The sequence below is a fragment of the Hymenobacter sp. UYP22 genome, from assembly GCF_040547285.1.
In the GTDB taxonomy this organism is placed as follows: domain Bacteria; phylum Bacteroidota; class Bacteroidia; order Cytophagales; family Hymenobacteraceae; genus Hymenobacter.
This window is the reverse complement of the sequence record NZ_JBEPPK010000004.1, coordinates 268,948-289,555: the sequence shown is the minus strand read 5'-3', so window position 1 is coordinate 289,555 and position 20,608 is coordinate 268,948. Positions and strand designations below refer to the sequence as shown.

Below are 20,608 nucleotides of genomic sequence, written 5' to 3'. Positions count from 1 at the left end.
TTGTTTTTGGCCATTAGCCAATCTGCTTGAAGCCACAGTAGGAGTGGAGTACTTCGGGCAACGGAATGCCTTCCGGCGTCTGGTTATTTTCCAGCAGCGCCGCCACAATGCGTGGTAAAGCCAGGGCCGAGCCGTTGAGCGTATGCAGCAGCTGGGTTTTGCCGCCTTCCGTGCGGGAGCGAAGCTTCAGGCGGTTAGCCTGGTAGGTTTCAAAGTTCGACGCCGAGCTGACCTCCAGCCAACGCTGCTGGGCTGCACTCCACACTTCCAAATCGTAGGTGAGGGCCGAGGTGAATCCCATGTCGCCGCCGCAGAGGCGCAGCACGCGGTAAGGCAGCTCCAACTTCTGCAGCAGGCTCTCAATGTGGGCCACCATGTCATCCAGGGCCGCGTAGCTATGCTCTGGCTGCGTGATTTGTACAATTTCCACCTTATCAAACTGGTGCAGGCGATTGAGGCCGCGTACGTGGGCCCCCCAGCTGCCGGCCTCGCGGCGGAAGCAGGGCGTGTAGCCGGTATTGCGAATAGGCAACTGGGCCGGCGCAATAATTTCGTCGCGGTAGAGGTTGGTAATGGGCACCTCCGCGGTGGGTATCAGGTACAGGTCGTCGGCGGTGGCGTGGTACATCTGGCCCTCCTTGTCGGGCAGCTGGCCGGTGCCGTAGCCGCTGGCCTCATTCACGAGGATGGGGGGCTGAATTTCGGTATAGCCGGCCGCCCGGGCCTCATCCAGGAAGAAGTTGATGAGGGCCCGCTGCAGGCGGGCGCCCTGGCCCTTGTACACCGGAAAACCAGCCCCGGCAATCTTATTGCCCAGCGCGAAGTCGATGATATCGTACTGCTCAATCAGCTCCCAGTGCGGCTTGGCCGTGGCGGGCAGCTCCGGCCTGTTGCCTACCTCACGCACTACTTCATTATCCTCAGCCGAGCGGCCAGCCGGTACGCTACTGTGCGGCAGGTTGGGCAGTTTGTACAGCGTCTGCTGCAGCTCCTTTTCCACCTCGCCCAGCTCTTCCGCGTGCGCCTTGGTCAACTGCTTCAGTTCAGCGGTACGGGCTTTCAGCGTTTCGGCTTCCGCTTTGTTACCGGCTTTCATCAGGCCGCCAATCTGCCGGGCCAGCTCATTGGCTTCTGCCTGGGCCTGGTCGTGGGCAGTTTGTAGCTCCTTGCGCCGCTGGTCAAGGCTCAAAATAGCCTGCACATCGGCCTCAGCGGTGGGGTAGTTACGTTTGGCCAGGCCCGCCAGCACGGCGGCGGTATGTTCTTTCAGGACGGAAACTTGCAGCATAACAACAAAACGCAAAAGGGAATACAGCAAAAGTAGAAGTTTACCGTCGCAGATGCAGCAGAAAATGGCGCCTTGCCAAATTTCGCTGCTACCCGGCCCAGGGGTCTGCCAATCGGAACTGTTTACTTGGTGGTCAGGGTTTACCCAGCTGCAAAGGCCCTAACTGGTTGGTGAGCTGTATCCTTTGCGCCGAAATGTGCGTATGGAGCCTCAGCTGCGAATTCTATACTAGGATTTGGCAGTTCCCTGGTATTACGCTAACATTGCACGTACAAGCCCGCTTTGGTTGGCGGACCCAGTGGCCCATTTCGTAAGCCTGGTCCGTATTTTGCCTTTCGCACCAGTAGGCTCCACCCTCGGTTTTATTTTCCCGCTTTCCTCTGCGTTGGGCGCCGCGTTGCGGTTACCTTTTGTGTCCGGAACGGCCCGTGCTGCCCCATTGTAGGCTTTTGATAGCCGCCCCCGCCTTTTTCGCTCAGCTTCCTATATGTACACTATTGACGAGTTAAAGGACCGTTTGCTGTCCGAGCTAAAAGAAATTGCTGAAAACCTACACGTTGGCAACTTCAAGAAACTCAGCAAACAGGATCTGATTTACAAGATTCTGGATCAGCAGGCCATTACGCCCGCCGACAAGCTTCCCCAAAAAGTGAAATCCCCCGTTGCGCCGGCTGCCGAAGCAACGCCCGACGCCAAACCGGCGGCTGCGAAAGCCGCCGCTCCTAAAGCTGCCCGTGCCCCGCGCGCAACGGCTGCCCGGCCCGCTCGTGGCAAAGCAGCGGCTACCACTGCTCCTGCCCCCGAAAGCGAACCAAGCCAGGAAACTGCCCCAGCTGCTGCCACGGAGGCAGTTGCTGAAGCAGTTACTTCGACCCCAGTAGTTACGTTGCCGGCTGAGCCAGCTCCCACCGCCGTGGCTGCCGAGCCCGTAGCCGCTTCGGCCCCAGAAACTACTGCCAATGCTGAGCAGGCTCCTGCTGCTGAAGTGGGTACTGAAGCTGAGCGCCCCGTAAAGCTGTACCAACGCCCTGAGCGCCGGGCCCGTACCGACCGCGCCGGCCGCCCCATTGTAGCAGGAGCACCTGCGGTTGCCACCGATGCCGTTGTGGCTACTGATGTAGCGGCTGCAACCATTGATGCCGCTCCAGTGGCGGAGGTAGCCGTAGCTCCGGTTCGGGAGTTGCAGCCCGTTGACCCTACGGCCCCGGCTCCCCTGCGCGAGAATCGTTCGGAGCAGCCCCGCGTTTTCCGCGAAGGCCGCGAGTACCGCAACGATGCCCCGCGCGAAAACCGGACGGATTTCCGAGCCAACGGAAACGGTCGGGCCGATCAGCCACGGGAAGCCCGCAACGACCAGCCCCGCGCCGATTTCCGCCAGGACGGTACAGCTCCGCGGGAAGCTCGCCCCGAGCAAACTGGCCCCGATCAAACCCGCAACCCGCGTGAGGGCGGCCGCCTTGATTCCCGGGAGCAGCGGGAACAGCGCCGCGAGGAGCGTTACGCGGCACGGGAACTGCAGCGTCAGCAGCGCCAGGACCAGCGCCAGGCTGACCGCCAAGGCAACTCCGACCAGCCCCGCGCTGAGCGGCAGGAGCAGCGGCCTGCCCGCCAGGAGTTCGATATTACCATTCCGGGCGAAGGCACGCTGGAAATGATGCCCGACGGTGGCTACGGTTTCCTGCGCAGCCCGTTCTATAACTACCTGGCCTCGCCCGACGATATTTACGTGGCGCCGCAGCAGGTAAAGCAGTTCGGCCTGAAAGCCGGCGACACGGTAAAGTGCACTATTCGGCCCCCGCGCGAAGGTGAGAAGTATTTTGCCCTGGTAAGTGTGGAAGGCATCAACGGCCGCTCAGTGGAAGAAGCCCGGGACCGGATACCGTTCAACAACCTTACCCCCCTGTTTGCCGAGGAGCGCCTCAAGCTGACTACCAAGCCCAGCCAATACAGCACCCGCATTCTGGATTTGTTTGCTCCCATTGGTAAGGGCCAGCGGGGCCTGATTGTGGCTCAGCCCAAAACCGGTAAAACGGTGCTGCTCCAGGAAATTGCCAACGCCATTTCGGAAAACCACCCCGAGGTGTACCTGATGATTCTGCTCATCGATGAACGCCCTGAGGAAGTAACGGATATGGCCCGCTCGGTGAAAGCCGAGGTGCTCAGCTCTACCTTTGATGAAACGGCGGACCGCCACGTAAAAATTGCCACCATTGCCATGGAGAAGGCCAAGCGCCTGGTGGAGTGTGGCCACGACGTAGTCATTCTGCTTGACTCCATTACCCGCCTGGCCCGGGCTTACAACACGGTGCAGCCCGCCTCCGGCAAAATCCTCTCGGGTGGGGTAGATGCCAACGCCTTGCACAAGCCCAAGCGCTTCTTCGGGGCGGCCCGCAACGTGGAGGATGGTGGCTCTTTGACCATCATTGCCACGGCCCTGATTGAAACCGGCTCCAAAATGGACGAGGTTATCTTCGAAGAGTTCAAAGGTACCGGCAACATGGAGCTGCAGTTGGACCGTAAATTGGCCAATAAGCGCATCTTCCCCTCCATTGACGTACCCGCTTCCGGCACCCGCCGCGAAGACCTGCTGATGAGCAAAGACGAGCTCAACCGCATCTGGGTGCTGCGCAAATTCATGTCGGATATGACGGCCTCCGAAGCTATGGAGTTCCTGAAAGACCGGATGAAAGGCACCCGCGACAACGAGGAGTTCCTGCTGGCTATGAATGGCTAAATGAGTTGCTACCGCATTAAAAAGCCCCTGCTACAGCGTAGCAGGGGCTTTTTAATGCGGTTCTGTAAGGTGGCGTGACTATTGCTGCCGTGCGAAACGCTGCACATTGCGCTTGCCCCCAGCAGTTAGCTCCAAGATATAAACGCCTGCAGGAATGCTTTGCACAGCAATACTGGAATTGCCCGCTGCGTTGCCAGCCAACAATACCTGGCCCGTAAGCGAATACACCCGGTACTCAACCACACCACTGACCGCAGGCAGCGTGATAGTGGAGTTGCTGGGATTAGGGTAGAAGGAAGCCTGCAGCTCATCCGTTGCTGATACCACCGCTATAGAGGACAGCTTAGCCGTACCATCTGCATCTACTTGCCGCAACTGGTAATAGGAGAGACCCGGCAATGCATAGTCATCTACAAAAGAATAGGTGGTACTGCTGTTCGTGGTGCCTTGGCCTTCAACGCGGCCTACGGACTGAAACGCTTTACCGTCGCTGCTGCGCAGCACCTCGAAATAGGCATTGTCTTTTTCAACAGCCGTGGCCCAATTTACTGCCACTGACTGACCTTGCCGTTTCACCGAAAAATTGGTAAGAGTAACCGGTAAGGGATTGTTACCAGCATCTTGGCTTAGTTGCGTGCTGGCTAATACAAAGTCGCCACCACCGCTGAAAGGCTGGCCCGAAGAAATAGTGCCGGAAAAGTATGGAGGAGTGGTAGAGGTGAAACTGGTATTGCCACCTAAATTAACCCAGGTTGCACCTACTGCCTGAGCCAACCGCAGGAAGTTGCTGTTATCCACTTGGTCGTCGGGACCAAAATTTAAAGTAATACGAGCATTATTAAAAGTGGCTCCAGATCCGGGAGTCAAAGTATAGTAGCGGATGCGGGATACCCGTTTGATACTACCGTCTGAGGGGAATGTGCGATTGGCAGGAGCTCCTTCAAATTGCTGAACAGTGTAGGTGCTAGCAGAAGGCTGATTGGGCGCGAAAGTAACAGGTCGATACGCCAGCGTACCAGCACGAACAGATCCAATGGGATACACAATATTTGGCTGACCACTGGCAGTTGCGCTAGTGGAACGGGTTAATGGGCCATTCACGAAGCTGGCGGTACTACCGCCTGTAACTAAAAAGTCCGTGTTGCTATTTACATTGTATGGTATCGTAAGCGCATTACTTACGCCGTCAACAGGTAAAGTAGTTAGCACACCATTGTTGAGCGTAAGACCTGCAGCTACCGTCAATGGTTTCAGGAACGTTACACCGGTAGTGGTGCCTGATGTGTTGTTGACGACTAAGCGAGCCAGTGAACCGAACGACAAAGTACTAGAGCCGCTACCCACTCCTACACCGCCTATCGATTGAGGTGCAGTGCCATTGAAAATAACGTTGCTGGCACTTGCAGGATTGAAATTCAGTGCGCCAGCTGTAAGTGCCGCGTTGCTATTAATAAAAACACTGCCACCGATAGTTGTGCCGGCCGCTGTACCAGTGCCAACCACGTTTAAATTAGCCGTGGAACCAGTTACAGTCAGGTCATTTAGAACCGTCATGTTAATGGTGCCAGCTACTGTAACCGAAGCCAGTAGTTGTAGATTGCCGTATTGTTGACCTTTATTGGAAAAAGTGCCGCCAGAATACATATAAGTGCTTCCTGCATTGAACACTGTTACCGGCGAGACGCCGTCACTAAAAGGTTCAGCACCAGATCTATGTTCAAATATAGAGCCTGAATTAAAGACTACCGAGCCTGCAGTGGTAGCAAGATCTTGAGTGCTGTTATTCCCGGAAGATGTAGTACCAGTACTTCCAAAAGGATATCCAATCACAGCTCGGGCAATAAACCGGGAGCCGTTTTGAAACTGCACGGCGTTGGGGGAGGCTGCAAGCAGCCGGTTAGGCACCACAGATAGGTTGCTGTTGCCGCTGAAATCCACTGTTCCGCTGATGGCTGCTGTAGCACCGGAGTTCAGTGACAGTACAACGTAACGGTTGGCAGTAGAGGCTGTGGAGCGAAGCAGCAGAGAAGAGTTTGGCTCAATGGATAAGTCAGTGCCCGTTAAGTTGCTGATAACTAGTGTGCCTTCGCCATTACCGTTTGTAGGTGCTATAAGCTCTACTGCTGCATTATTAATTATTACGAGCTGCCCTATCGTTTGGCTGCCAGCAGAAATCCTGGATTGTGGGTTAGGTGTTTGTGAGCCATCAAATACAAGTATATCCGAGGAAGTAGGTGCTTGATTGCCGCCAGTTTGGACATAAGTTACGGGGTTTACTACTACCCAGCTGGAAGCTGCTGTGAATGAGGCCCCCTCGTTGCCCGTTGTAGGATTAGGAGCTACCCATTTCAACGTCGCGCCAACTGAGGACAGGGGAGCCGCTAAGGCCAAAAACAGACTCGCTCTTGACAAAAGGTTCAAGCCGGGCTGCACAGGTGTAATTTTCTTGAGCATTTGAAAAGGCACAGAGTGATTGATATTTCGAATATAGGATCTATTTGTGGATAACTCTTTGTTCATTCCCATTTAGATACAAAAATGAAGCATTCAGACACTAAAATGGATCATATAGCAAGGAAATTAAAATTTGTAGGTAATTGTCTATACGTTAGGAGGTTAATCAAAAATAATTAAAGATATTCTATATAACAGTATCTGAAAAATTATTATTGAAATGCTTATATAAAGCAGAAATTGTTATATCGCATAGTTTTCGCAATCCGAACATTTCTAGGAATTGGAAATGGGGCTAGAATTATTTTTATTGTATTTAATTGATATGGTGTGTTGTCATACAGCAGATTGTGTACGTCTCGGATGGCCATCCGCTTTCAGATCTGCTGATGAGTTAGCATGCTAAAAAACACGCACGTATGGTTAGCGAGTAACGCTAACAGGGATGCTTAAGAGTGAGTAGTTAAGAAGGATAGGTATAGATGATCATATCAAAGCGGCTGACAATGCCGTAGGGGAAGAATATACAGCCTTATGTAAGGCAGGCACATTTCTTCTTTGTTTATGTCCTTCACCAACGAGCTGCTCAACACTGTTCTGCGCCACGCCGGCCAAGAGGTATCTCGCAAGGAGTTTTTGAATCTGGCGGGCCGGGGACTGGCGGTGAGCGTGGCGGCCGGCACGCTGGCCGGCTGCAACTCCGCCCCCGATAAGTCGTCGGCCGCCGGGCCCACCACCGGCACGCCCGCCAGCCAGGTAGACGCCTCCACCACCTACACTGCCCCCGGCGGTGCGCAGGTAGCATCTTCCGAGGCCGTGTCGCCGCCGGCCAAGGTGCCCGCCGCCCCCGATCAACCGATTGTGCTGGAGGAATGGAAATCTAAGGTAGACCCGGCATCGGGGCCCACGCCCACGCCCATGCCGCCCGACAAGCGGGTGGGGTATGCCCTGGTGGGCCTGGGTCACCTGACGCTGGAGGAGCTGCTGCCGGCTTTTGGGGAGTGCAAAAAATCGAAGCCCGTGGCTCTGGTCAGCGGCTCGCCGGAGAAGCTGAAGAAGGTAGCCGCCCAGTACGGCATCAAGCCCGAAAGCTGCTACAGCTACGAGAACTACGAAAAGCTCAAGGACAACCCCGAGGTGCAGGTTATTTACATTGTGCTGCCCAACTCCATGCACGCCGAATACGTGATTCGGGGGGCCAAAACCGGCAAGCACATCCTCTGCGAAAAGCCCATGGCCGTATCGGCCAAGGAGTGCGAGCTGATGATTGATGCCTGCAAAAAGGCCCAGGTGAAGCTGATGATTGCCTACCGCATCCAATATGAGCCCTACAACCGCCTGGTGCGCGACATGGTGCGGCAAAACAAGTTTGGCAAGCCCAAGTACATACAGGCCCAAAACAGCCAAAGCTCGGCCAACCCTGACCACTGGCGCCACAAAAAAGCCCTGGCCGGCGGCGGTGCCCTACCTGATATTGGCCTGTACTGCCTAAATACTGCCCGCTTTGTGCTGGGAACCGAGCCCACGGAGGTGTTCGGCTACATGCACAGCACCCCGGGTAACCCGCTATTCAAGGAAGTGGAGGAGGTAATGTCGTGGCAGATGCGCTTCCCGGATGGGGTACTCGTGGACAGCATCACGCACTACAATACCCACGACTCGCGCTTTTACCGCGTAAACTCGGAGAAAGGCTGGCTGCACCTCAACAACGCCTACGCCTACACCGGGCAGCAGCTGCAAACATCGCACGCTGAGGGTGAGGCCAAAATGCAGAACCAGATTACCATTCCGGCCAAAAACCAGTTTGCTGCCGAAATGGACCACTTTTCGGAGTGCATTCTGGAAAACAAGCAGCCACACACGCCGGGGGAGGAAGGCCTGCAGGACCACCGCATTATGGAGGCTATCTACCAATCGGTGCGGGAGGGGCGGCCGGTAAAGCTGCCGGCCGTATCGGGCACGGATGCGTTCCGGGGTTCTGAACCTACACAAGCCTGATGCTACTCCGGTCCGGGCACGGGCGCGTGGATTATCTTTGCAGCTATGGAACAACAACCTGACCTTCCTGAGGTACTCTATATTTCAGACCCCTTGTGCGCGTGGTGCTATGGCATGAGTCCGGTTATTCAGCGCGTGCAGCAGGAGTTTGCGGGCCAGGTAGCCGTGTCGGTCCTGTGCGGGGGAATGGTAACTGGCGAGCAGGTAGGCCCGATTCGGGAGGAGTGGCCGTTGCTGTCGGGGGCGCTGGCGCAGGTGCAACAGGTAACGGGCGTGGAGTTTGGGGCCGGGTTTCGGGCCCTGGGGCAGGAAGGAAGCTACCGGCTGAATTCGGAGTTGCCCAGCCGGGCCATTCATGCGTTTCGGCAGCTGCGGCAGGATGAAACGGCCCAGTTCGCCCACGAGGTGCAGCAAGCCTACTTCCTACACGGCTCCGACCTGAACAACCCCGCAACCTACGACGCCCTGGTTGCGCCCTATGGCCTCGGCGCAGCTGATTTTCGGGAGAGAATTGGGAGCCGGGAGGTTATCCGGGGTACCATCCTGGAGTTTGCGGCAGTGGGTAAAATTGGCGTGCAAGGCTTTCCCACGGCTATTCTGCGCGTAGGTTCGCAGGGCTACGTACTGGCCCGGGGCTATCAGCCCTACGCTACTTTCGCTGCTGGGCTGGAAAAAGCCTTGCAGCAAGCTGAGTAAGCTAAGGTCTGCGGATAGTAAGCAAACCTAAATAACGCCACGTCATGCTTCGCTGTGCTCGGCATGACGTTTCGCTTGGTAGTAAGAAGTGTTACTGTCCACGCAGCCTAGTAAACAGCACTAGGCTGACAGACCCAACGAGCAACACCCCGGTAGCTACTGTAAGCAGCTGCCGGGGTGTTGCTCGTTGGGTCTGACTCGTTAGGGAATATGTACTACCTGTTTGCGTAGCGGCGACCAGGCCACCGTACGCCGGTCTTCCTTACCAACCAGATAGTGAAAGGCCACGGCAGCAGGGCGGCTGCGCAGGTCATCCCAAGCGGCGCGGTCAAGGCCAGCCGGTGCTTCCGTAGACCCCGGAAAAATAGCGGACTTCGGCACGGCGGGTCGCTTGAAGTTCTTTTCCGCGAAGAACTCCTGCACCCGCTTCCGTACGTAGGCTTCCCGCTCGTTCTGGGTGGCGGTAGGGCCGGTCATTTCGTACACCATGGCGGCTTCCAGGTCCGAGGACGTTAGCATTTCCCGGAAAATTACTTCGCCGCCGGCCGTAGTGATGGTGAAGGCTGCCTCGCTGCTCAGTACCGAGGAACCGCGCAGTACCAATGAAAACACATCGGGGGTGCCCGGTGCCGAGAAGACGTGGCGGCTGCGGCTGGTGAGCAGCGTGTCGGCCTGCGCATCAACCGTGGCCGGGCGCACCGTATCCAGTGGCTCAAGCGGGGCCGCAGAAGAGTCAGCCAGGGGCGGTGTGGAGGTAGCCGGCTGTTCCGGCGAGGAGCACGCCCCGGCTAGCAGCAAGGGCAACAGCAGGATGGAACGCATAGTGGGGAAGGAAGAGGGAGTGAGCTGATCTGTACGCAGGCACCGGCTTTACCGTTCCGGCTACCACACCAGCATACAGGCAAAGGCAATACTCAGGCAAAGTGAGGAAACCTGGTTCATGCGCATGGTACGGTCGAAGTTGGCGGCGGCGGGGTTCTGCCACACTGCCCGCGCCCAGCTGCCAAACAACACGACCACCGGCCCGGTAGCCCCCAGAAACAGGAACAGGTGCCGCACCTCCTGGCGCTGCAGATACACCGTGGCCAGCAAGCCTGCCCCTGCTGCCAGGGCCAGCCCCGCCCACACAAACGTACCCCTGATGCCCAGACGCAGGCTTAGGGTTCGGTCGCCGCGCCGGGCATCTTCCTGGTGCTGATATACCTGCGTGAGCGGGTAGGAGCCGCAGAGAAACAAGCTGCTTACCAAGGCCAGCAGCAGGTTGCTGGGTTCCAGCAGCTGCGGCCAGCCGGCCCCCACCCCCACCTGCGTCATCAGGAAAGTGTAGGCCCCCTGAAACACGACTACCACGGCCGTACTGGCCAGCGGGTACTTCTTGAGCCTAATCCCATCAAAGCTATAGGCCTTGGAAACCAGCAGATAACCCGCCACCAAACCCGCAAAAGCCGGGCTGAGCAGCCAGCCGCCTACTACCGCCAGCCCATCAAACAGCCACACCAAATGCAGCAGCTCCCTTGATACTTTGGGTGGGTTGCGCAGGCCGCCAATGCTGCCCTCGTCCCGGTCGTAGTAGCTATTGTAGCCATTGGAGGCGGGGTAGGCCAGCAAGTGCAGCACGCCAAATACCCCGGCGGCCCGCCATCCGCTGAAGGGCTCCCGCAAGGCACTCAGCCCAAACCAGAAAACCGGCATCAGGTACACCGAAAACGGGATGCGCAGCAGGGGCAGAGCGCGGCGGTAAGCAACAAACGAGGGCATGAGTAGGGCGGAAGGGCGCGGGAACAGATGGTGGGCCGGCAGGTGCAACAGGCCGCCCAGACCACGCGCAAGCTACGGGTTATCCGGCACTGGAAACCGGGGTGCCAATCAGGTACGTCACTTCGGGGCCCCAGCGGTGGCGCACCCGGCCGGCCTCCCACGCAAACGTACCGGCTGGGTCGGCACGGTGGGCCAGCTGCAGCAACTGGGCCGGCGGATACATGCGCAGGATACTCACGCACCCATCCCAGATTGTGAACAGCGGAATTAGGGGGATGCAGTACGTAAAGAAGAGCCGGCTCAGGCTGAACGGCCGGATGAAGGGCGTAATCAGGAGTTGGGCTACCGGCAGCACCGTTAAGGCCAGTATTATCTCGAGCCAATGCTTGCCGGCCCCTTCAAACACCCCAATACCCGTTCGGCAACCGACGGCATCCGCCAGCAGCGCCTCGGCGGCAGAAGGCGGGAAGTGGTGGAAGGCGGAAAAAACTACCCGAAACCCCGGCATACCAGCCGGTACGGCGGTAGCATCCACGGGCTGGGGCTCAGCCTCCAGGCCGGGGTTACTGGCCAGCAACTCCTGCCAGGCTGCCGGCTGGGGGTACAAGTCGGTGAGGCGGATGCGGGCGGTGGGCAAGCCGGTAGCGCGCAGCTGCCGTAGTACGCCGGCCGTGCCGCCACCGGCCCCGGCGCACAGCTCCAGTACCTGGTGCTGCCCCGTATGCAGCAGCGCCTTCCGCAGCAGCGGGACTATGGGCTGGTAGATGCGCAAGGCCGAAATCATGAACCGAAGGTAGTCCATCATACCCGCCCGAATCACCCGGGGAAACCACGGCAAATCTTCAAACTCAAATAGCTGGCGGCGAAGCTTCATCAGGCTGCTTACGCTGAAGCCCGCCGGGAAGCTGCCTTCGGGAAGCTAAAAGAATGGGCAGCGGCTGTGGCAGCTACTCCGTGGCGGTTGCCACCTGGCGCTGAGCCGGCCCGTAAAGCCAGAACACCGTTAGTACAGCCGCCACCCCGTACGGCAACGACATGGGCAGCAGAGCCCGTAAAGAATCAACCGGGGAGAGAAGTACCAGCAACTGGTTGGTAAGCAGAAACAGCAGCAGTATTCCGCCCAGGGCCATGCTGCGGCGCGACCAGCCCGGCTTCACCCGGCTCATTACCGTGAAAAAAGGAATAACCAACGGTACAACGGCCAGCGAAACTATGGCGGCCACCATTCCGGCCAGCAGGGCAATGGAGTAGTCGGTTAATCGCTCGGCTGCGAAATCGAGCAGCAGCCACAGGGTACCGCCCACGTTGCTGAGCAGCCACAAAATTAGGGTCCGGACGGTAGTAGAGTGACTGGTAGTGGCGTAGTGGTATAGCATAGCTGCGGGAGGTAAAAGTGAAACTGCGGCCGCCGCGCGGGTGACAGCCTGGCCAGATATACGAACCCGTAAAATGCACTGGTTTGATTTAAACTTGTTTTTTGTTGGGAATACGGGTTTCAGAATGGGACGAATATAGTCGTGCGGCCGCCACCACCGAAGCCAGGAACCAGGGCAGGCTAAGCCTGAAGAACAGCTGGAGCAACAGCCCAATTGGCCGATATTCCCGGTTGGCATAGCCGGATGCAAACACAGGCAGGAAATACACCAGCATCAGTAAAAGCACCGATGCCTCAAACACGAAAGCTGTGCGCCAGAGTAGCTGCGCACGGGAAAGGCTGCTCCGGAAAACCCACTGCATCGCGCGGCGGCGTACCCAAGCTCCCAGCAACGCCGGCAAGCCCATAAAAAGCGTCAGGCCCAGCGCGTACCAGCGGAAATACGCCCCTAAGCTCTCGTCGGGCCTGCTCCAGCTCATGTACCCCCTGCACCGCCACTAGCCCCAGCAATACCAGCCCCAGGCCCCCAAACCATGACCACCACATGTGCCGCCGGGGCAGTTCTTCAAAAGATGAAGTCATAAAAAACAGGATAAGATTGGATAATGCGGATAAATATAGTTGCTTTGTAACGCAAAGTGCTTTTGCCTGAACTATGACGCAGCCCCCTCTCGACCCGCTTGCCCAGCTCACCGAAATCCGCTCCATTATGGAGAGGTCGTCGCGGTTTATCTCGCTCAGCGGCCTGTCGGGGGTGGGGGCGGGGGTGGTAGCCCTAATCGGTGCCGGGGTAGGGCACTGGTATTTGCAGCAGCGCTACGCCGCCGAGGGGTACTCTTACGGGGGCTTTATGCGCCTGCTGCAAAGCACCCCCGAAGAACGCCTGCAGGTGTTGCCGTTTCTGCTGCTGCTAGCGGCCGGCATCTTAGGGGGGGCGTTGGCCGTGGCCGTTTTCTTTACCCTGCGGCGGGCCCGCCGGGCCCGGCAGCCGGTTTGGAGTGCGCTGGGGCAGCGGCTGGCCCTGAGTCTGGCTATTCCGATAGGAGCGGGTGGCCTGTTCTGCATTGCCCTGTTCGTGCAGGGCGCAGTAGGGCTGGTGGTGCCCGGGCTACTGCTGTTTTACGGGTTGGCGCTGCTTAATGCCAGCAAGTATACCCTGGACGAAATCCGCTGGCTGGGCCTCACCGAAATAGGGCTGGGGCTGCTGGCCGTGTTGTTCCCTGGCTTCGGACTGGCGTTCTTTGCCCTCGGTTTCGGCCTGGGCCACATCGGCTACGGCCTGCTGATGTACAACCGGTATGAGCGGTAGGGTAGACGTTCGACGGGCCTGCTCACGCCATTCGCGCCATTCGCCTTACACATAGTGTCCGGCCTTCTGAACGACAGTCTCACCACTTCACTATTTCACCATTTCACTGCTTGAAACACCTGATTCACACGCTCAATAAGGCCTTCGACAACCGGGTACGACTGGGGGTAATGGCCGTGTTGATGGCTAACGAGTCGGTGAGCTTCAACGAACTGAAAGAGGCCCTGGACCTGACCGACGGCAACTTGGCCAGCCACGTGGCGGCTCTGGAAAAGGCCGGCTACGTGACCGTGAGCAAGCAATTCATCGGCAAGAAGCCCAACACCACGTATGCCGCATCAGCGGAGGGAAAGTCGGCTTTTCAAGAGCATTTAACGGCTCTGGAAAAGCTGCTGCGGGGGTAAGCTGTCTTTTTTTTGCCCCAATACTTTGAAATACAAAGTTCTTTTTAACTATTCGATAAAGCCATGACTACCCTTATTGCTCCACTCCCTGCCTCCGGGCCCACCGATGCGGTGCGCCGGGCGCCCGCTCCCCTCACGGCCCTGCAGAAGCTTTTAATTCCGGCCGGAGCCGTGCTGTTCGATATCCTGTTCTGGAACCAGGAAACCGGGCTTAACCTGGCGCTGTATACTGCATTTGTGCTGGTGGCCACGCTGGCTGGCCAGGCGCGGCAGACGGCTGTGTGGCGCTCCGGCTACTTCCGGCTGATGGTGGCCGGCACGGTGGTTAGCGCGGGTTGTGTGGTATGGTACGGCTCAGGGGCCGCCCGCCTGGCCTGCCTGGCCTCCTTGGTTATGCTGATAGGCTACGTGAACCAGCCCCACCTGAAGCTGGTAGCTTACGCCCTGCTGACGGGGCTGGGCGGGGCCCTACGCGCCGTGCCGGCGCTGCTGCCTTATTTGCGGCTGCCGCAGGGTGGGGCTGGCCGCTGGCCCCGCGCCCGGTTTTACGGTCGCCTGCTGGTGCTGCCGCTGGTGGTGCTGGTGGTCTTTCACATCCTGTTTGTGCTGGCTAACCCGCGCTACGGGGCCCTTGCCAGTGCTGTGTTTCGGCAGTTGGGCGAGTGGCTGGCGGCGCTGTGGCCGGCCTTTTCGGTGGTGCACGTGCTGTTTTTTCTGCTGGGCTTACTCCTGACGGTGGCGGCGCTGGTAGTGGTGCCGTTTCACTTTTTCCAGGATCAGGAGTCCCGGTTTGGGGAGTTTGTGCGGCGGCAGCGCGACCGGGTGGCGTCTTTTGGCGTTCGGCGCCCCGATTTCCGGGTGCGCGCCACCGGGCCCCTGGATTTGCGCAAGGAGTACTTGGCGGCACTGGCGGTATTTGGGCTGGTGAATGCGCTGCTGCTGCTGGTCAACGTCATTGATGTGCGCTGGATCTGGCTGGGCTTTACTCCGGAGCCCGGCTTCGACCTCACGCAGTTTGTGCACGAGGGCACCTACGTGCTGATTCTGAGCATTCTGGTGGCCATGGGGATTGTGCTGTGGTTTTTCCGCCGCAACCTTAACTTCTACCAGCCTGGTCTGCCGGCCCTGCGCTGGGGCGCTACCGTCTGGGTGCTGCAAAACCTGGTGCTAACCGTGTCGGTGGGTTTGCGCAACTACTACTACATCCTGCATACGGGCCTGGCCTACAAGCGCATTGGGGTGTATGGGTTTCTGCTGCTCACGGTGTTCGGGCTGCTCACGGTGCTGCTGAAAATCTGGCAGCGCCGCTCGGCTTATTCCCTGGTGCGCCTGAACGGGCTGGCGGCCTACGGCCTGCTGCTGCTGCTGGCTCTGGGCAACTGGGAAATCTGGATTGCCCGCTATAACCTCAGCCCCCGCTTCCGCACTGTAGATCTGGGTTTCCTGCTGGAGATGCCCGAGCGGGTGCTGCCTGAGCTGGCCGCCCGCCAAAGCGTGCTCGACGGGGCCACGCGCATCATCATCAGCCCGCCCGGCAGCTACTACGAAACCACGGCTACGCCCGCACAGGCCAAAGCGGCCATCCACAACCGCATTACGGCCTGGCAGCGCAACTACCCCGAGTACCACCACTGGCAGAGCTGGACCCAGACCGAGTCCTCGGCCTACGAGGCCTTACGCGGCCGCTAGCCCGCCCGGTTTTGCTTATCAAACTTCCACGCTAGAAACTATGAATCTTCTGCAAGTAGGTCTGTCCCTGCTCGGGCTATTGTGGTGCGTTGGCAGCATAGCCGCGCTGGCCGCTTTGCTTACCTGGCGGGAGCGGGCCGCCACCTTCGCCGCCCGCACTCAACGCCTGTTGGCCGTGGTATTGCCCTGCGCCACTCTGCTACTGGCCTCCGTGCTCTGGACGCTGCTGCACGTGATGCTCCTGTGGGGGCAAAATGGGCCACAACCTGTTGCCATCCGCTGATATGCCGACGACTCCTGTACTCCTGCAACCTCACTCCGCCGGCCGCAGCCTGGCGGTGCTGGTGGCCGCCTGCGCCCTACTCTGGACGTGGTGGCAAATTCCGGGTTGGTACCGCCTCGGTGCGGCCGATGAAGCCGTGCTTGCGCAGCTGGTACGGCTGTGGCAGCAGGCGTGGCTGGTAGGCGGCCTGGTAACGGCGGCCAATGCCGTAGTGCTGTACCAGGCCACCCTGCCGCTGGCGCTACCTTCGTCGCCGGGAAGCCTGCTGGATACTCGCCGTTATGTACCCAGCCTGGTGTTCTGGCTATGCGTGGTATTTCACCTGGGGAGTGTGCTGGGCCTGGCGCTGGTGGGAACCGGCCTTATTCACCTCAACCCACTGTGGCTATGATGGGCTGGCTGGATGCGCAGGCGGTCCGGCTGTGGCGGTTCGGGCAGGATACGGTGCGGCCGGCCGTACCCCGGGCGGCCTGGCTGCTGGCGGGCGTTGCGGTGTTCTGCGTCCTGAATCTGGTATTCGAGGATGAAATCTGGCCGAATCACCCGCAGACCGGGGTGTGGTTTGGCGCGACGTTCATCGGGTGCGTGGTGAGCTTGCCGTGGCTGGCAGCTTTTACAGCGGGCCGGATAGCCGCTACACTTAAGAATCGGGCTTGGCTGTGGGCATGGCGCTTAGTCTCTTGGGGCGGGTACGTCGGCGCGGCTTGCATAACCGTAGCAGTGGGTATCGGATTAGTAGTTCTCCTCAGTGGGCAAATGACGGATTAAGGAGCCTGCAACTGCCCTGATAAGTGCGGAAGTGAAGGGCAGGCAGGGGAGGTGTGTAGGGTCCCCATCTGATTATCCGCCGCACGCGCCTATCCGCCAATTGATAAACTACTCACGACCCCGCCGCAACTGGTATATTTGCGGCTCCCAAACCGGCCCCGCCGGTTCTGCTCGCCTCACTGCGCCCTGCATGCCTGCTTCTACGCCGTCGAATAAACCCGTTTCTGCTCCTGTTGCCCGCCGCTGGCCCAACCGCGTTTCCCGGGCGCTGTGGGCCATTTTTGTGCTGGGGGCCGGCACGTTTCTGCTGTACCCGATTTTGGTAGGCATGAACTTCCTGTTCCTGTTCGGGAAGTCGCCGAGCCTGGAGGAGCTGGAAAACCCGCGGGTAGAGCAGCCTTCCCAGGTGTTCACCGCCGATGGGATACTAATAGGCCGCTACTTCCGTGAAAACCGCTCCCCGGTGCCGCTCAGCAAAATGTCGCCTTGGCTGATCAAGGCGCTGGTTTCCACCGAGGATGTACGCTACCAGAACCACTCCGGCATCGACCCTACGGCCATTGCCCGGGCGGTAGTGGGGGCCGCTACCGGCGGCAGCGGGGGTGGGGGCTCTACCATCACGCAGCAGCTGGCCAAAAACCTCTACAAAACCCGCCGCAAGGAAAACACCGGCCTGCTGGGCCACGTGCCGCTGGTGGGTACCATCATCAGCAAAACCAAGGAGTGGCTCACGGCCGTGGAGCTGGAGCGCCGCTACACCAAGGACGAAATTCTGGCCCTGTACTTCAACACCGTGGAGTATGGCTCCCAGGCCTACGGGGTGAAAGTGGCCGCCAAAACCTTCTACAGCACTTCCCCCGACAGCCTGAGCATTGAGCAGGCGGCCATGCTGGTGGGCATGCTCAACAACCCCACGGCCTTCAACCCCAAGTTTCACCCTCAGGCGGCCAAGCGCCGCCGCGACCTGGTGCTCACGCGCATGGGCCAGGCGGGCGTGCTCACGGCCGCCCAGGTGCAGCAGGAGCAGGCCACGCCCATTGCCCTGCAATATCAGGTAGAAAAGCACGTGGACGGGCCCGAAACCTATTTCCGCGGGGCCATCAGCCAGGCTGTGAACGGGTGGTGCAAGCAGAATGGCTACGATATGTACCGGGACGGCCTGCGCATCTACACCACCATCGACTCGCGCATGCAGGGCTACGCCGAGGAAGCGGTGCAGAAGAAGATGAAAATTCTGCAGCGCACCTTTGATAACTTCTGGCGCAACCGAGACTCCAACCCCTGGGTGGATGAGGATGGCAAGGAAATTCCCAACTTCATTGAAACCCAGATGAAGCGCACCGAGCAGTATAAGGAGCTGGCCGCCCGCTACCGGGGCCGCCCCGACCTGCTCGACTCGGCTTTGCACCGCAAGCACCCCACCAAGGTATTCACCTGGAAGGGCGACGGGGATACTACGCTGATGTTGTCCCCGCTGGATTCGTTGGCCTACTACAAGCACTTCCTGCACGCCGGCATGATGACCATGGACCCCTTCACCGGCCAGGTAAAGGCCTGGGTGGGCGGCCTCAATTATCGCTTCTTCCAGTACGACCACGTGAAGCAGGGCAAGCGCCAGGCCGGTTCCACCTTCAAGCCTTTCGTCTACCTCACGGCCCTGGATAACGGCTACTCGCCCTGCGACCGAATCCGGGATGAGCGGGTAACCATCAACTACGTGGAAAATGGCAAGCCCATGGAGTGGCAGCCCGACAACGTAACCCGCGAGTACACCGGCATGAACATGACGCTGCGCTATGCCATGGCCCGCTCCGTCAACTCCGTCACGGCCCAGCTCACCGAGAAAGTGGGCTGGGACAACGTGGCCAAGTACGCCAATAAGGTCGGTATCCGGAGCAAGCTGCTGCCGGTACCCAGCATCGGGCTCGGCTCGGGCGGGGATGTGAGCGTATTTGAAATGGTGAATGCCTACAGCACCTTCGTCAACCAAGGCTTCCGGACTGAGCCCATGCTGGTTACGCGCATCGAGGACGTAAACGGCAACGTGCTGGCCCAGTTCGACCCCCAGCAGAAGCGCGTAATTCCGGCCGAAACGGCCTGGCTAATGACCTACATGCTGCGCGGTGGCATGGAGGAGCCCGGTGGTACTTCCCAGGCCTTGTGGGACTATGAGCTGTGGAAGAAAAACAACCAGATTGGCGGCAAAACCGGCACCACCAGCAACTACTCCGACGGCTGGTACATGGGCATCACCAAAGACCTGGTAACCGGCGTGTGGGTGGGCGGCGAAGACCGGAGCATCCACTTCCTGAATTCCCAGCAGGGCGAAGGGGGCCGCATGGCTTTGCCCATCTTCGGTACCTACATGGAGAAAGTGTACCAGGACCCAGACCTCGACATCCAGATGGGGCCCTTCCCCAAACCTACCGTTACCATCAGCAAAAAGTACGTGTGCACCACCGAGGAGCCCCGCCGCCGACAGCGCGAGGAGCCCGTGGATACCATCGTAGTCGATAACCTGCTGGAAAACCTCAACAACGGCACCGCCCCGCTTCCCGACAGCCTGGGCGGTAACTAGCCCGCCGCAAAACAGGTACGCAGCCCAACCCGGATGCACTATGCGTCCGGGCTGGGCTGCTTTTTACGATTCGTGAGCCGCCACAGCCCTACTATACAAAGCGTCACCGCCCCGGACAGCAACTGAAAAGACGTACGCCAGCCGGCCGCCGCCCTTAGTTGCTGCTGGGGCGCTACGGCGTTTCCCCAGGCAATAAATGCATCGGCAACGGGCAACTGGCCCAGCAGGTAAGATTTACGGTTGTCATTATGCCAGGGCAGGCCAAACGCCTCAATGCTGTTGCGCAAGCCCAGAGCCGTAGTTGTATCACCGAAACGCTGCATGGTGCGCCGGCCTACCAAAGAAGCGGCTCCACCAACGCCCCATATAACCGGGCCCGAATCAATATCTTCGGTAGCGGCGGTGCCCCGGGCCGATTCTCGTATGCCCGGCAAGCCCAGCCGACTCGTCAAGAATAGGGCGCGGTAACGTTGAAAATGCGGCCGCGCGTAGGCAGAGTCAATTTCAACCAGAAAGTTGAGCAGCTGGCTTTGCGAGGAGCCACGCGCGGGCGTGCGCACAGCGCCCGAGCCAGCCTCTACTTCGTGCGGAATCAGCTGGTGAGCATCCAGCCGGGAGGATACGGCCCCTAGCCACTGCTGAAGGACACCGTGGTACTGCGGGGGCGCCAGCCGGTCGTGCCAGGCCAGGGCGGCGGCGCACATCACGCCATCGGCTGGCCAGGCGGCTCCGCTGTACGATTCTGGGAAGGGTGAAGAACTGTTGTGGAGAGCCGTAGCAATCAAGGCGCACTGTTGCTTAAATCGTCGAACCGCCGCCGTATCCCGTTGGGCCGGCGGCAGCGCGTGCAGGTAGCGCCCCAGGCAATACGCCGACCAGCCTTGGTAGAACGCCCCGTAGGACAGCGGCAGCTCCGGCTCGAAGATGGATTGCGCCGTTGGGCTCTGGATTTCACGCAATGCCCACTCCGTTTCCCGCCGGGCCTGCTGGTGCAGCGCTGAAGCGGGGGGCAGGTGGGGCAACAGCTCGGTCCAGGTGAGAGCATACAGCGCATTCAGGTACACAAACCCCTCCGGGTACAGCTCCTGCATTTGCGCGCCCGCCCCATTGTGCAGGCGGCCTTGCAGGTGTTGCAATTGCGCTACCACATCTTGGTTGATGGCGGCCGAGCCCTGCACCGGCTCCAATAGGGGCGTATAGAGTAGCTGCCAGTTCAGGTAAGTCAACACCACCAGCGCGCTTGCCAGCAGAAACCGAGCAATGGCGCGGAACAC

General features: G+C 59.2%; 18 protein-coding genes. 10 read left to right on the top strand and 8 right to left on the bottom strand.

Annotation, left to right across the window (positions count from 1 at the left end):
* Nucleotides 1-13: 13 nt before the first annotated feature.
* Nucleotides 14-1,288 (bottom strand): serine--tRNA ligase, encoded by a 1,275-nt coding sequence (gene serS / locus ABIB60_RS09765; protein WP_354579510.1) that lies wholly within the window; start codon nt 1,286-1,288, stop codon nt 14-16.
* 487 nt (nt 1,289-1,775) lie between these two features.
* Between serS and rho the strand changes: the two genes are divergently transcribed.
* Nucleotides 1,776-4,022, top strand: a complete 2,247-nt coding sequence (gene rho, locus ABIB60_RS09760; protein WP_354579509.1) for a transcription termination factor Rho — start codon at nt 1,776-1,778, stop codon at nt 4,020-4,022.
* A gap of 78 nt (nt 4,023-4,100) precedes the next feature.
* On the opposite strand, the gene ABIB60_RS09755 is transcribed toward rho, so the two are convergent.
* Complete coding sequence (locus ABIB60_RS09755; protein WP_354579508.1) at nt 4,101-6,542, bottom strand: T9SS type A sorting domain-containing protein; 2,442 nt, start codon at nt 6,540-6,542, stop codon at nt 4,101-4,103.
* Nucleotides 6,543-7,040: 498 nt separating this feature from the next.
* Between ABIB60_RS09755 and ABIB60_RS09750 the strand changes: the two genes are divergently transcribed.
* Both ABIB60_RS09750 and ABIB60_RS09745 read left to right on the top strand, forming a co-directional pair.
* Nucleotides 7,041-8,474, top strand: a complete 1,434-nt coding sequence (locus tag ABIB60_RS09750) for a Gfo/Idh/MocA family protein (protein ID WP_354579507.1) — start codon at nt 7,041-7,043, stop codon at nt 8,472-8,474.
* A 45-nt stretch (nt 8,475-8,519) separates the two neighbouring features.
* Nucleotides 8,520-9,170, top strand: coding sequence for a DsbA family protein (locus ABIB60_RS09745; RefSeq protein WP_354579505.1), 651 nt, complete (start codon nt 8,520-8,522; stop codon nt 9,168-9,170).
* Between the two features lie 201 nt (nt 9,171-9,371).
* Here the strand turns inward: ABIB60_RS09745 and ABIB60_RS09740 are convergent, their stop codons facing one another.
* The 5 genes from ABIB60_RS09740 to ABIB60_RS09720 all read right to left on the bottom strand — a co-directional run bounded on the left by ABIB60_RS09740 (nt 9,372) and on the right by ABIB60_RS09720 (nt 12,710).
* Nucleotides 9,372-9,992 (bottom strand): hypothetical protein, encoded by a 621-nt coding sequence (locus ABIB60_RS09740; RefSeq protein WP_354579503.1) that lies wholly within the window; start codon nt 9,990-9,992, stop codon nt 9,372-9,374.
* 60 nt (nt 9,993-10,052) lie between these two features.
* Nucleotides 10,053-10,928, bottom strand: a complete 876-nt coding sequence (locus ABIB60_RS09735) for a UbiA family prenyltransferase (RefSeq protein WP_354579502.1) — start codon at nt 10,926-10,928, stop codon at nt 10,053-10,055.
* Between the two features lie 79 nt (nt 10,929-11,007).
* Nucleotides 11,008-11,802, bottom strand: coding sequence for a class I SAM-dependent methyltransferase (locus tag ABIB60_RS09730; RefSeq protein ID WP_354579500.1), 795 nt, complete (start codon nt 11,800-11,802; stop codon nt 11,008-11,010).
* Between the two features lie 73 nt (nt 11,803-11,875).
* Nucleotides 11,876-12,304, bottom strand: coding sequence for a hypothetical protein (locus tag ABIB60_RS09725; protein WP_354579499.1), 429 nt, complete (start codon nt 12,302-12,304; stop codon nt 11,876-11,878).
* 88 nt (nt 12,305-12,392) lie between these two features.
* The gene (locus ABIB60_RS09720; RefSeq protein ID WP_354579498.1) at nt 12,393-12,710 is read right to left on the bottom strand and encodes a hypothetical protein; all 318 of its coding nucleotides are present in this window, start codon (nt 12,708-12,710) and stop codon (nt 12,393-12,395) included.
* 248 nt (nt 12,711-12,958) lie between these two features.
* On the opposite strand from ABIB60_RS09720, the gene ABIB60_RS09715 reads away from it, so the two are divergent.
* The 7 genes from ABIB60_RS09715 to ABIB60_RS09685 all read left to right on the top strand — a co-directional run bounded on the left by ABIB60_RS09715 (nt 12,959) and on the right by ABIB60_RS09685 (nt 19,334).
* On the top strand, nt 12,959-13,612 hold the full coding sequence (locus ABIB60_RS09715) for a hypothetical protein (RefSeq protein ID WP_354579497.1): 654 nt from the start codon (nt 12,959-12,961) through the stop codon (nt 13,610-13,612).
* Between the two features lie 110 nt (nt 13,613-13,722).
* Nucleotides 13,723-14,016: a winged helix-turn-helix domain-containing protein gene (locus tag ABIB60_RS09710; RefSeq protein WP_315999384.1), complete on the top strand. Its 294-nt coding sequence runs from the start codon at nt 13,723-13,725 to the stop codon at nt 14,014-14,016.
* A 63-nt stretch (nt 14,017-14,079) separates the two neighbouring features.
* Nucleotides 14,080-15,705 carry a DUF4153 domain-containing protein gene (locus ABIB60_RS09705; protein ID WP_354579495.1) on the top strand — a complete coding sequence of 542 codons (1,626 nt, stop codon included), beginning with the start codon at nt 14,080-14,082 and terminating at the stop codon, nt 15,703-15,705.
* Between the two features lie 40 nt (nt 15,706-15,745).
* A complete protein-coding gene (locus ABIB60_RS09700) occupies nt 15,746-15,988 on the top strand; it encodes a hypothetical protein (RefSeq protein ID WP_354579494.1) in 243 nt (80 codons plus the stop codon).
* Nucleotide 15,989: 1 nt separating this feature from the next.
* Entirely contained in the window at nt 15,990-16,379 is a 390-nt protein-coding gene (locus ABIB60_RS09695) for a hypothetical protein (RefSeq protein WP_354579493.1), read from the top strand.
* A complete protein-coding gene (locus ABIB60_RS09690; protein WP_354579491.1) occupies nt 16,376-16,756 on the top strand; it encodes a hypothetical protein in 381 nt (126 codons plus the stop codon). Before ABIB60_RS09695 ends, ABIB60_RS09690 begins: the two co-directional genes overlap by 4 nt.
* 190 nt (nt 16,757-16,946) lie before the next feature.
* A complete protein-coding gene (locus ABIB60_RS09685) occupies nt 16,947-19,334 on the top strand; it encodes a transglycosylase domain-containing protein (protein WP_354579489.1) in 2,388 nt (795 codons plus the stop codon).
* Nucleotides 19,335-19,372: 38 nt separating this feature from the next.
* Here the strand turns inward: ABIB60_RS09685 and ABIB60_RS09680 are convergent, their stop codons facing one another.
* Nucleotides 19,373-20,608, bottom strand: a complete 1,236-nt coding sequence (locus ABIB60_RS09680) for a hypothetical protein (protein ID WP_354579487.1) — start codon at nt 20,606-20,608, stop codon at nt 19,373-19,375.

Bases quoted from the DNA above. Each gene is read 5' to 3' on its own strand.
- ABIB60_RS09715 (WP_354579497.1), top strand. From the start codon at position 12,959: ATGACGCAGCCCCCTCTCGACCCGCTTGCCCAGCTCACCGAAATCCGC.
- ABIB60_RS09740 (WP_354579503.1), bottom strand. From the start codon at position 9,992: ATGCGTTCCATCCTGCTGTTGCCCTTGCTGCTAGCCGGGGCGTGCTCC.
- ABIB60_RS09700 (WP_354579494.1), top strand. From the start codon at position 15,746: ATGAATCTTCTGCAAGTAGGTCTGTCCCTGCTCGGGCTATTGTGGTGC.
- ABIB60_RS09750 (WP_354579507.1), top strand. From the start codon at position 7,041: ATGTCCTTCACCAACGAGCTGCTCAACACTGTTCTGCGCCACGCCGGC.
- ABIB60_RS09755 (WP_354579508.1), bottom strand. From the start codon at position 6,542: ATGAACAAAGAGTTATCCACAAATAGATCCTATATTCGAAATATCAAT.
- ABIB60_RS09745 (WP_354579505.1), top strand. From the start codon at position 8,520: ATGGAACAACAACCTGACCTTCCTGAGGTACTCTATATTTCAGACCCC.
- ABIB60_RS09720 (WP_354579498.1), bottom strand. From the start codon at position 12,710: ATGGGCTTGCCGGCGTTGCTGGGAGCTTGGGTACGCCGCCGCGCGATG.
- ABIB60_RS09725 (WP_354579499.1), bottom strand. From the start codon at position 12,304: ATGCTATACCACTACGCCACTACCAGTCACTCTACTACCGTCCGGACC.
- ABIB60_RS09690 (WP_354579491.1), top strand. From the start codon at position 16,376: ATGATGGGCTGGCTGGATGCGCAGGCGGTCCGGCTGTGGCGGTTCGGG.
- ABIB60_RS09705 (WP_354579495.1), top strand. From the start codon at position 14,080: ATGACTACCCTTATTGCTCCACTCCCTGCCTCCGGGCCCACCGATGCG.
- ABIB60_RS09730 (WP_354579500.1), bottom strand. From the start codon at position 11,802: ATGAAGCTTCGCCGCCAGCTATTTGAGTTTGAAGATTTGCCGTGGTTT.
- rho (WP_354579509.1), top strand. From the start codon at position 1,776: ATGTACACTATTGACGAGTTAAAGGACCGTTTGCTGTCCGAGCTAAAA.
- ABIB60_RS09695 (WP_354579493.1), top strand. From the start codon at position 15,990: ATGCCGACGACTCCTGTACTCCTGCAACCTCACTCCGCCGGCCGCAGC.
- serS (WP_354579510.1), bottom strand. From the start codon at position 1,288: ATGCTGCAAGTTTCCGTCCTGAAAGAACATACCGCCGCCGTGCTGGCG.
- ABIB60_RS09685 (WP_354579489.1), top strand. From the start codon at position 16,947: ATGCCTGCTTCTACGCCGTCGAATAAACCCGTTTCTGCTCCTGTTGCC.
- ABIB60_RS09735 (WP_354579502.1), bottom strand. From the start codon at position 10,928: ATGCCCTCGTTTGTTGCTTACCGCCGCGCTCTGCCCCTGCTGCGCATC.